Source organism: Deinococcus sp. (genome assembly GCF_025362455.1).
Classification (GTDB): domain Bacteria; phylum Deinococcota; class Deinococci; order Deinococcales; family Deinococcaceae; genus Deinococcus.
Genome location: NZ_JANYGJ010000171.1, coordinates 1 through 11,149, shown reverse-complemented (window position 1 = coordinate 11,149; position 11,149 = coordinate 1). Strand labels below are relative to the sequence as shown.

Annotated in this window: 11 protein-coding genes; 8 read left to right on the top strand and 3 right to left on the bottom strand. The window is 63.4% G+C overall.

Annotation, left to right across the window (positions count from 1 at the left end):
* The first annotated feature begins 29 nt into the window (after positions 1-29).
* A complete protein-coding gene (locus tag Q0R23_RS12845) occupies positions 30-1,514 on the top strand; it encodes a S41 family peptidase (protein WP_366520433.1) in 1,485 nt (494 codons plus the stop codon).
* A 303-nt stretch (positions 1,515-1,817) separates the two neighbouring features.
* On the opposite strand, the gene Q0R23_RS12840 is transcribed toward Q0R23_RS12845, so the two are convergent.
* The 3 genes from Q0R23_RS12840 to rny form a co-directional block, all read right to left on the bottom strand.
* Entirely contained in the window at positions 1,818-2,345 is a 528-nt protein-coding gene (locus Q0R23_RS12840) for a hypothetical protein (RefSeq protein WP_293913606.1), read from the bottom strand.
* A 132-nt stretch (positions 2,346-2,477) separates the two neighbouring features.
* Positions 2,478-2,966, bottom strand: a complete 489-nt coding sequence (locus Q0R23_RS12835; protein ID WP_293913604.1) for a hypothetical protein — start codon at positions 2,964-2,966, stop codon at positions 2,478-2,480.
* Positions 2,967-3,263: 297 nt separating this feature from the next.
* Positions 3,264-4,952 carry a ribonuclease Y gene (gene rny / locus Q0R23_RS12830; RefSeq protein WP_293913602.1) on the bottom strand — a complete coding sequence of 563 codons (1,689 nt, stop codon included), beginning with the start codon at positions 4,950-4,952 and terminating at the stop codon, positions 3,264-3,266.
* 484 nt (positions 4,953-5,436) lie between these two features.
* On the opposite strand from rny, the gene ubiE reads away from it, so the two are divergent.
* The 7 genes from ubiE to Q0R23_RS12795 form a co-directional block, all read left to right on the top strand.
* The gene (gene ubiE, locus Q0R23_RS12825; protein WP_293913601.1) at positions 5,437-6,180 is read left to right on the top strand and encodes a bifunctional demethylmenaquinone methyltransferase/2-methoxy-6-polyprenyl-1,4-benzoquinol methylase UbiE; all 744 of its coding nucleotides are present in this window, start codon (positions 5,437-5,439) and stop codon (positions 6,178-6,180) included.
* Positions 6,181-6,274: 94 nt separating this feature from the next.
* Positions 6,275-7,060, top strand: coding sequence for a hypothetical protein (locus Q0R23_RS12820; RefSeq protein ID WP_293913599.1), 786 nt, complete (start codon positions 6,275-6,277; stop codon positions 7,058-7,060).
* Positions 7,061-7,167: 107 nt separating this feature from the next.
* Positions 7,168-8,064 carry a sulfurtransferase gene (locus tag Q0R23_RS12815; protein WP_293913598.1) on the top strand — a complete coding sequence of 299 codons (897 nt, stop codon included), beginning with the start codon at positions 7,168-7,170 and terminating at the stop codon, positions 8,062-8,064.
* Between the two features lie 88 nt (positions 8,065-8,152).
* A complete protein-coding gene (locus Q0R23_RS12810; protein WP_293913596.1) occupies positions 8,153-9,298 on the top strand; it encodes a peptidoglycan-binding domain-containing protein in 1,146 nt (381 codons plus the stop codon).
* Positions 9,299-9,353: 55 nt separating this feature from the next.
* Positions 9,354-10,130, top strand: coding sequence for a hypothetical protein (locus Q0R23_RS12805; protein ID WP_293913595.1), 777 nt, complete (start codon positions 9,354-9,356; stop codon positions 10,128-10,130).
* A gap of 56 nt (positions 10,131-10,186) precedes the next feature.
* On the top strand, positions 10,187-10,798 hold the full coding sequence (locus tag Q0R23_RS12800) for a hypothetical protein (protein ID WP_293913593.1): 612 nt from the start codon (positions 10,187-10,189) through the stop codon (positions 10,796-10,798).
* Between the two features lie 211 nt (positions 10,799-11,009).
* The coding region (locus tag Q0R23_RS12795) for an FAD-dependent oxidoreductase (RefSeq protein WP_293913608.1) at positions 11,010-11,149 on the top strand (140 nt) is incomplete at its 3' end.

Genomic DNA, 11,149 nt, shown 5'->3' with positions numbered 1-11,149 from the left:
GACCTGGACGGCGCACAATACAGAGCACCATGACACGTCTGCTGCTGCTCGCACTGGCCCTGGGCCTGACCAATCCAGCCCTCTCCCAGCCGACTGCCAGCCAGCCGACTGCCAGCCAGCCGACTGCCGCCCGGCTCACTGCCACCCGGCCAACGGTCAGCACGTCGACTGCCAATAAACCGGCTGCCAGCACGTCGACGGTCAGCGCTCTCGCTCAAAGCTCGGTGCCCCGGCCCCTCATCAAAGCCAACCTCAGCTCGGCGGCCCAGACGCCTGCCAGCACCAGCTCGGCGGCCCAGGCGGTGTTCAACGAAGTCAACACCCTGATCCAGAATCAGTACGGCGGCCTGAGTACCGTCGACAGGGCGGCGCTGGGCCGGGAGTACCAGCAGCGCCTCGACGCCGTGTGTGCCCCGGCGCCTGACACCTGCGCCGCCGACAAAGCCTTCCCGGTGCTGAGCGCCGAGGTCACTGCCCTGGGCGACGAGCACAGTTATTTCGAGATTCCCTCGGACTTCGAGGATTTCGTGACCAGCGCCACGGGCGGCGACCGGCTGCAATTCGGTGTGAGATTGGCCCCGCTCGACGGCCAGAACCGCCTGGTGCTGGAGATCGTGCCCGGCAGCGCCAGCGAGGAGGGCGGCCTGAAGCGCGGCGACGTGCTGAAAACCATCGACGGCCAGCCGTACACCTACGACGCCCTGCGGGTCGCCCGCGACGCCGGACGCACTATCAGCGTCGTGCTGGAGCGCGCAGGCCAGCCGCAGAGCGTCGCGCTGACACCGCGCCAGAGCAGCACCCGCGATCTGCCGCGCCTGAGCTTTTTGCCCCCCACAGGTGCGCAGGCCGGGCCGGTGGCGGTGATCCGCATTCCCACCTTCTTGTCGGGCGGCAGCGTGGCCCAGACGGTGCATCAGCAGGTGCGTGAGGCCCAGGCCAAAAGCGCCGCCGGGCTGATCGTGGACCTGCGCGGCAATACCGGCGGCGACCTGAGCGAGTGCGACGGCTCGGCCAGCGCCTTTGTGCCCAGTTTCACCCGCCTGGCCCGCACGCCCCAGGGCTCGGCCCGGACGGTGGTGCGCGGCGGCTCGCGCCTGGATGACGGGCGGATTCGCAGCGGCGTCAAGAGCCCGGCGCTCTGGACCGGCCCGATGACCGTCATGGTGGACGCGGGCAGCGCCTCGTGCAGCGAATTTTTTGCCTACGAGATGCAGTACGCCGGGCGGGCCACCATCCTCGGCGAGAGCACGGCGGGCGTGGGCAACACCGCCACCCGCGTCTTTCCGGTGGGCAGCGGCGCGGCGCTTCAGCTCACCATCCTCAATTACGCCAAGCCCGACGGCACGCCCTACCCGGTGCGCGTCAAACCCGACGTCAGCGCCGCCACCGACCTCGGTGCCCTGGCCGCCAGCGGCACCGACACGCTGCTGAGCGCTGCCCTGAGCGCCCTGAAATCCGCCCCGGTCATCAGTGCCAGCAGTGTGACCGACGACGCCGAGAACATCAAGAACTGAAGCGATCAGAGTGCTTATTGCAATGATGAGTGGCTGAACTTGATTAGACCCTTCGCTGGGCTCACGGTGACACCGCGTTCTTGTACAGTCGCTGCCAAATAATGAATGCCGAGACGATGTTTCTCGACCATCAAATAAGTCCTGCTCAAACAAAACAGTTGTCATTCTGAGCGCAGCGAAGGATCTCGCCGTTCAGCTACGAGATCCTTCGCTGCGCTCAGAATGACAGATTCTGTATGTTCAGGGGGCCAGATTATTCAGAAATCACGCTGAAACAGCTTGGCACAGCTCAGGGCGACCTGTTCAGCGCTTATACACCTTGAAATGTGCGGTCAAATCGAAGGTGGCGCAGGGGTCTTCGCCGGTCCGCAGCGGCGCGGCGCAGACGGTCAGCTTGCCCTCGGTGCTGACGGTATCGGGGACACGCTCACCGGCCAGCGTGCTCAGCTTGCCGAAGCGGCCTTGCAAGATCAGTTCCTTGTAGCCCTTGGACTCCACCGCCAGGTGCAGCGGGTCGGCGCCGGGGTTGACCAGCGGCGCCAGCGGCAGCCACTGGCCTTTACCCTTGTCGTCGCGGACCAGCAGCCGCGCCGAGACGCGGGGCAGCACGAAATAGGTCCGGCGCCCCGGCCAGCGGTCGCGCAGCGCCAGCGGCAATTTCAGCGTGCAGCCGCCGTAGTCCTCATCTTGCAGCACGAAATTCACCCGGTCCGTTTTGAAGTAGTTGTCGGTGCAGACCAGGCTGACCTTCTCGCGGGGCACCGGGAAGATGGCGGCCTGGGCGCTGAGGGGCGTGAGGATCAACAGGGCGAGGGCAGAACGTCTGAACATGAGTCTCCTGGTTGGGCGCATGGTCGTGCTGGGCGCATGGTCGTGCTGAGCTGAGGGTCGGGCTGAGCTGAGGGTCGGGCTGAGCTGAGTGTCGTGCTGGGGGTCGGGCTGAGCGGAACGGGGGGGGGCCAGTCATGGCCGGATGAGCTGCACCTCAAGGCTGTCGGTGGGCGGGCTGTAGACGCAACTGAATTCGGCGCGGCCCTCGAAGTCGGGCCTCGACACCACCCAGCCGTCCCAGCGTTTGCCGTCGCTGCTGGCGGTGATCTGGCGCTCAGCTTCCTGGGCACCGGGAAATTCGGCGGCGAGCTGGCCGAGCTGGGCGAGCAGTTCGCCCTCGCAGCGCTGGACGAACACCACCGAACTGATGCCCCCGGCGGTGTCTTCGGGCAGCGGCGCCGGGCGAAAGTAGAGAAACAGCGCCGCCGCCGCCGCCCAGGCCAGCACCCCGGCCAGCCACCAGCGCCACCGGGGCGAGTGGGGCCGGTAAGCCGCCCGGACCTGCGCCCGGAAGGTTTCCCGCGCCAGGAGTTGCGCCGCCTCACCGCGCTCCCACGCCTCGGCCCGCGCCCGCTCGGCTTCCTGCACCAGAATCTCCCGCCGTTCCTCGTCGTTCAACATGGGTTGCTCAGCACCAGAATATAGTAGCAAGGTACTCACCTGAGTATAGTGTGTAAGTTTGGCAAGCGGGAGGCGGGGCGCGGGCAGGGCGACTGGGCAAAGACCTTGCGGTGCGGGATAGGGACTCAGCTCAGACGCCGACCTGAACATTGCAGTGCCCGGCGTCAGATCAGCAAAAACCCGCCTCGGAGGGCGGGCCGTTTCATTGCGTCTGGCCGCTCAGGCAGCGGTGTTCAGCTCAACGGGTTTATTCCTGATCTTTTACCACAAGCCGCAGGCCACGCGCCACACGCCTCTTCACTTCGCGTACTCCACCGCTCGGCTCTCGCGCACCACCGTCACCTGCACCTGACCGGGGTACTCCATATCCTGCTCGACGCGCCCGGCGATCTCGCGGGCCAGCAGGGTGGCCTGGGCGTCGGTGACCTGGCCGGGCTCCACGATCACCCGGACCTCGCGCCCGGCCTGGATGGCGTAGGCCGAGCTGACGCCGGGAAACGAGACCGCGATCTGCTCCAGGGCCTCCAATCTCTTGATGTAGCTCTCCAGCTCCTCGCGGCGGGCGCCGGGCCGGGCGGCGCTGATGGCGTCGGCGGCGGCGACCAGCACCGAGTAGAGCGTCTCGCCGTTTTCCGGGTCGTGGTGGTGGGCGATGGCGTCCACGACCTCATGCGGCTCCGAAAAGCGGCGGGCCAGACTGATCCCGATATCGACGTGGGTGCCCTCGATCTCGCGGTCGATCGACTTGCCCACATCGTGCATCAGGCCAGCGCGGCGGGCCAGGGCAGCGTCCAGACCCAGTTCGGTGGCCATCAGGCCGGTCAGGTGGGCGACCTGGACCGAGTGCTTGAGGACGTTCTGGCCGTAGCTGGTGCGGAAGTACATGCGGCCCAGAAGCTGCATGATGCCGGGCTTGAGGCCCACCACACCCGCCTCGATGGCGGCCTCCTCGCCCTGGGTGTGAATGAAGCCCTTCATCTCGTCCTGGGCCTTGTGGACCATCTCCTCGATGCGGGTCGGGTGGATGCGCCCGTCCTGCACCAGCCCCTCCAGCACGTGCTTGGCGACCTCGCGGCGCACCGGGTTGAAGGAGCTGAGAATGACGGCTTCGGGCGTGTCGTCGATAATCAGGTCCACGCCGGTCAGGCTCTCGAAGGCGCGGATGTTGCGGCCCTCGCGCCCAATAATTCGGCCCTTCATGGCGTCGCTGGGGATCGGCACGACGCTGACGCTCATGGCCGCCGAGGTCTCCGAGGCGCTGCGCTGGATGGCCTGGGCGATCACGTGCCGGGCGGTGCGTTTGGCCTCGGTGGTCGCCCGCTCCAGCATGACCTTGACCCGGACGGCCTTCTCCTCTTCGAGCTCAGCCTCCAGATGATCCAGAATCTGTGCCCTGGCCTGCTCGGCGCTGAGCCCGGCGATCTCGTAGACCCTCAGTTCGGCCAGGCGGGAGCGCTCGGCCAGGCCAGCGTCCTCAGCGTCCAGTTTCTCCTGATGGTGTTCGAGCTTTTCTTCGAGGTGATCGAGCTTGTCGCCGCGCGCGTCGAGTTGCTCGGCCCGGCGGTTGACCCTCTCGATCTCGCGGCCCAGCTCCTCGCGCTCGCGGCGGGTGTCGACGCGCTCGGTCTTGAGGCTGTCGCGCTCGCGGCTGGTGTCCTGGGCGACCTGGTCGCGCTGGGCGGTGGCTTGCAGCACCATCTGGGCGGCTCGCTCGGTGGCGTCCTGAAGGGCTCTGCTGGTCTCGGTACGCTGGCGTTCGGCGTCCTGGCGGCTGCGGGCGGCCTCGGCCTCGGCGCTGCGGCGAAGCTCTCTGACTTCGTCCTGGGCCGTCTGCCGGATGCGGACCGCCTCGGCCTGAGCCTCACGCGCCGCCGTGTCGTCGAGGGCGGCGCGTTGCTGTTTGCCGCGCCCGACACCCAGCACGTTGCCGCCGACCAGACCGATCAGAGCCGCCACAAGCGCCAGGATGACAGACAAAATCGTCATATTGGCTCCTTTGGGGGTACTTCACTGCTGCGGCGCGGCCTTCCACCTGAGGGGCCATGCGACCAGCGAGACTGGTCAGGTCAGGGACGAACAACGTGAAGGGCGGCGCCGAAACCAGCAGCTTGACGATATTCATTCATGGACGAGGTTCATGAACGTGTTGCTTGAGGTGACCGACTCGTGTGGCGGTCCAGACGCACGATGCCTGGCGCACACGGCACTCACCCACAGACTGTGGAGGTAAAACGAGGAGAGGCGGCCCCCATTCCTTGAGCAGTCTCCGGAGTGGAGCAGTCTCGTCGGCGGTTGTCCGGCGGTCCTCAGCGCTCAGTCTAGTACGGATGGAGCGCCCCCATGAACGCCCGCCTCAGCATGAGCACGGCGGCGCGGCACATCAGCCTCACATCTTGAGCGGATCGGCAGCCTGCCATTGGCGGACGAACGCCCCGGAAGCCGCACACCGCAGGCGGCTATCATGAGCGGCATGACGCCCCACATGCCGCCCGCCGCCCCGAACATGCCCCGCGTGGGCGACAAGCAGGACAAGGCCGGGGATGTGCAGCGGATGTTCGCCGACATCGCGCCGCGCTACGACCTGCTCAACCGCCTCCTCAGCCTGGGCGTGGATAAAAGCTGGCGCCGCGCCGCCGCCGCCGAGGCGCTGCTGCTGCACCCAAAGAGGCTGCTCGACGTGGCCACCGGCACGGGCGACTTCGCCATCGAACTCAAGACGCGCTCGCCGCAGACTGAAGTGGTGGCCTCCGATTTCGTGCCGCAGATGCTGGAGATCGGCGAGCGCAAGGCGGCGGCCCGTCACCTCGACATCCGCTTCGAGGAGGGCGACGCGCTGAAGTTGCCCTACCCCGACGCCAGCTTCCAGAGCCTGACCTGCGCCTTCGGCTTTCGCAATTTCGCCGATTACGAGCGCGGCTTATCCGAATTCTGGCGGGTGCTGACGCCGGGCGGGCGGCTGGTGATCCTGGAGTTTCCGCCGCCCGCGCCGGGGCTGCTGGGCAGCCTGTTTCAATTCTACTTTCGCCAGATTCTGCCGCGCATCGGCGCACTGGTCAGCGGCAACGCGGGCGCCTACACCTACCTGCCCGAAAGCGTGCTGGCCTTTCCCGACCCGGCCAGACTCGCCCGGCTGATGCACGCCACCGGCTTTCAGGTTCGCTACCGGCTGCTGAGTTTCGGCATCGCGGCGATTCACGTGGGCAGCAAACTGTAGGAGCAAACTGTACGGGCAAGCTGCACGGGTAAGCTGCACGGGCAAATTGTAAACTTATCGGCGACAAATCCGGACATCTGCCTACACTGAACGAATGGCTGATTCGCGACTCGTGCAGGACATCACGGCCAGACTTCAGCATCTGGTCACTGAAAAGGGGATTGTACCGGACCCCGCCCGGCATTTCTGGCACAGCGGCGTTTACATTGTGATGGCCTGTGTTCTGAGCGCTCATGGCCCGTATGACAGTCTGGTGCGCACGCTTGTGCGCTTTGGCGAGCGAAGTGGGCTCACGGATCATCCCGACCTGAGATTCAGCGGGTTTCTTGAACATATGCAGCACTATCCCGAAGAGTACGAGCGCTTACCCAGCAAGTTCAGGCTGGTCAGCTTGCCGTTGACCCTCGATGCCAACGCCTACGAGCGCTACGCCGTGGAGATGATCGGCAACTCGCAGATGATCGCCGGGCGCCGCAACCTGGAAATCTGCGCCGAAATGACGCAGTTTCTGACGTTGCGGGGCCTGCAAACCAGAGCTGACTTTGATTGTCACAGCGACGCCGAGGCCGACGCGCTGGCCCGGCTGCTGCTGAGCGAGATGCGGATTCAGGGCCTGAGCCCGCTGCTGTGCCGCAGGTTGCTGACGGTGCTGGGTCCGGCGGAGTACGTTCGGCCCGACGCGCTGCTGGTCCGGCTGCTGGGCCGCCTGAGCGAGCGCGCCCTGCAACTCGGCGACCCGGACCACCGGGCACTGATGACCACCTCGGTGCGGACGGTGGCCCGTGACCTGGGCGTCGGCGCGGCGCGGCTGAACTACGCGCTGTGGGAATACGAGCGCAACAGGCCGCTGGAACGCTCGGCCCGGCTGGTCCGCGACTGAGTAGACGGGGCGTATCTGCCGCCGACTGTCCATCACCGAGTACAGCGCTTCTGTGCCATCTTCTGTACCATCTGGACCATCTGGACCATCTTCTGTACCATCTGGCCATGACTCCACTCCGCATCAGCCCGCTCGGCAGCCCCCTTATCAGTGCCGCCGACTTTCTGAGGCTGCTGCCAGACCCGCATCTGCGCGTGCTCGATACCCGCTATTCGCTGGCCGATCCACTGACGGGCCGCCTGGCCTACCTGGCGGGCCACGTCCCCGGCGCCGTCTACGCCGACCTGGAGACCGACCTGAGCGCTGAGGTCTCGCCGGGCGGCGCGGGCGGGCGCCATCCGCTGCCAGACCCGGACGTGCTGGCCCGCTGGCTGGGCGATCAGGGGATCGGCAGCGAGCACCGCATCGTGGTCTACGACGACCCCAGCAGCGGCCAGGGGTTTTACGCCGCGCACGCCTGGTGGCTGCTCAGGTGGCTGGGCCACGCAGCGGTGCAGGTGCTCGACGGTGGCTGGCCCGCGTATCAGGCGGCGGGCGGCGAGACCGGATTGGATGACCCGGACTTCGCACCGGTCACCTTCACGCCGCACGTTCAGCCGGGCTGGGTACTCAGCGCCGATGAGGTCGCCGCCCGGCCCGCCCACGTCACCCTGATCGACGCCCGCGCAGCCGAGCGCTACCGGGGCGACATCGAGCCGATAGACAAGAAGGCCGGGCACATCCCCGGCGCCGTCAACCTGAGCTGGTCGCAGGGCCTGAACCCGGACGGAACGTTCAAGACAGCTCAGGAACAGGCCGGGCGCTTTCCGGCGGGCGAGGTGGTGCTTTACTGCGGCAGCGGCGTCTCGGCGGCGGCCAACCTGCTCGCACTCGCTCAGGCCGGGCGGGAACCGGGGCCGGGCACGGCATTGTACGCCGGATCATGGAGCGACTGGGTGAGCGACGACGGGCGGCCCATTCAGCTTGGAGACGGGCAGCTTGGAGACGGGCAGACCGGAGAGTAACCGAGCTGATGGGCGGGTGAGAGGACGTTCGGGGCATCTGGAGGGGTTCGCGCACTGCGCCTGGCCCGCCACGTGGTATTTCTGGGGGGTGAACCGCCTCGCCGCCACGCTGATGGTGCTGCCCTGCCTGCTGCTGCCTGCCTCCATGTCTGCGGCGGCGACCAATCCGGCGCCCGCCCCGTCTGCTGCACTGTCTGCGGCGGCACTGTCCCCGGCAGCACCGTCCCCGGCGGCACTGTCCCCGGCGGCACTGTCCCCGGCGGCACCGGTCACTCCGTCCACGGCTGCCCCCTCTGCGGCTACTCCATCGACAGCGCTGCCGCCCGCGCTGCCTGGAACTGCCTCGCCTGGGGGCGCAACCGGGGCGCTCTCCGGGGTGCCCACGCCCGCCGACATCGAGGCGGCGGCGGTGCGGCTGGCCGGGGCACTGGGCGGCGTGCTGCGCAACTGCCCGGCGGCGTACGCGGCGGTGGGCACCCCCGGCAAACGCTGTCTGGGCCTCTCCGGCGACGTGGACGCGGTTCGCGCTCAGCTCAGCAGCGCCCTGGGCGACGACCTGTACGGCGTCTGGCGCAGCCGCGACGACCAGCGCACGGTCTTCAACTGGATCAAAGCGCCCAGCGGGGCGGTGTATCTGCGGGTGGCGGCTGACCCGGCCAATCCGGCCCGCAGCCTGGCGTACCTCGACGCCCCCACCGTGCAGGCCAGCGAGCTGAACGCACCGGGCAAATCCGGGGTGAGCACGCCGAGCACCGCTCAGGGCACGCCCAAGCCCGCACCGCCGAAACCAGCACCGCCCAAACCAGCACCGCCCAAACCAGCACCGATCAAACCCGTACCGACGAGCACGGTGGAAACCGGTAGCCTGACCCCCAGCGCCGCCACCATAACCAGCACAGCAACCAGCACAGCCCAGATCGGTGGCGTGACCATCATCCACCCGGTTCATAACCTGGCGCCGCTGCCCTTTGCCCGCACGCTGGAGTTGCGTTCGCCGCGCCTGAGTGGCCCCGACGTGCTGGCCGTCCAGAACCGCCTGATCGCGCTGACCATCGGCGCTGGAACCCCTAACTCCGGCTCCGGCAAGGGCGACGGCTGGTACGGCCCCAACACCGCCAGGGCCGTGCATGACTTTCAAAGTGCCAACGGGTTGAGAGCCAGCGGCAAGGTTGACCGGGCGAGCTGGGACGCGCTGTTTTCGGGTGAGGCGAAGGGGTTTAAGGCGGGGCGGTGAAGCGACTCATCAACGAAGCTCGTCCTACCGCAGTCAGCTTCGATTTGGTGAAAAAATGAGCGTAAACGATGAAGCATTAATACAAAAACTGCAAAATGAATATCAAGGCGGCACTCTGAGTCGCGAATTTATTGAATTAGTGAGAAAACTCCAAGGTAAACAATACTTCACGGAAGAAGTGGAAAAATCTCCAAAAAAGTCTGTTTTTTCTACTTTGATAGAAATTTTGGCCTTTAAGGATTATAGTGAGGAAGAAGTAAAAGAGTACTTTTCTTCTGTTCCTTTAGAGAATAAGTTTAGGGCCATGTATTTGGGAGGAATCAAAGATGGAAAATTTGACAAGGCGCCTGGATATGGCGATGCACTTAGCGCAATCATCGCAGCGCCGCGAGATCCGTCACCCGGCTTTCAAATATTGTCGGAATTGAGGGTCGCCAGTAAACTAATCCCACTCGATAAAAGTCCCGGCTTTTCGTTAAGAGGTAACGTGGATGGAAAGAGTGTGGATACAGACGTCTTTACGTATAGTGGACCTATAGTCTACGATGGTAATGGTCAAGTGGCCGTACAAACCGTCATAGATGACGCCTATCAGGTAAAATCAATTGTAGATTCAAGCTCTCTCTATAATAGAGTCAATAAAACTGACCAACTTAACAAAGTTGATGCGAAAACGAAAAACTATTCCATCGAGATCAGAACCGGTGGTATTGCAGAAATTAAGGCTACTGGGAACTACGACGAGATTAAGAAGCAAATTACCCTCAGAGAAAGTCAGGGAAGTGCGATTGAGATATATGACTGGAACGGCAATGAGATAATACTGAATTGATTCTATGGCAGCTTACTCGTCTTGACATGCTACTTGCTATATGGTAGCGTTAAAGCGTGACTCTTAATTGGCGGCTCTGGTACGATGGCGTTGTGGCGGAATGGGAGTTCGAGCCTGAAGTTAGATCTGTCGGAATTGATAGTCTAGCAGCCATACTTGAGAATATTTTAAGCAAACTTGAGAGATCGGAGCTTATAATTTCGTCAAGCATGGTTCTCACGCTGGATGAGATGATTTATTATGGAAGCGCCAGCAAATTTGATGCAGAATTTTTTAAAAGTATAGTTAGCGACCGTGGCGTCTATATCGAAATTTTTTCCGACGGTGTTCTACATAAATTAGAGAAGGAAGAGGTTGTAAAGGAGGTGCATCAGCGAGTGATTAATATAAGTATCATGTATGAACGTGGTGGGGCGCATACACTTACTGTAAGTACAAATTCATACGCTTGGTTACCATTTGACTTATTAGGGCTCCCGCAACCACACTATTATTCTGTTAATGCTGTTCGACTTTGCGATACACTTGCTTACATTGAAAGTATTGGTATGTCGTTGCGTCAAAAAAATATTGTGGACAAACCATACTGTAGACAATCTGGGTACTTTTTGATGAACTATTTTGATGTAAGAGAGCACAACGGTATAGAGTCGTTCATTCTAGTTTGAGCGTATCTAATTTAGTATCAAGTAAAATGCATGTACCTCAAATATGATATTTGTGTATTAGATTTAATGTGGCTGAAATAATGTTATTCGCAGTGTTTCAACCTGTATCTTAGCAAAATTGGCGATTTTTAGTAATAGTCCTCCTTTCACGTCTGCAACATCAAATCAGACCCCACTCCCCACTTCCCCCCTCTGCTACACTGCTCGACTGATGTTCACTCCCCGCACCGCGCCCCGCAGCCAGCCTCAGCCGGGGCACCTCTACGACGTGGCCGTCATCGGCGCCGGACTGGCAGGCACCGAACTGGCCTGGCACCTGGCGAACGCGGGCCGCGACGTGCTGCTGGTCTC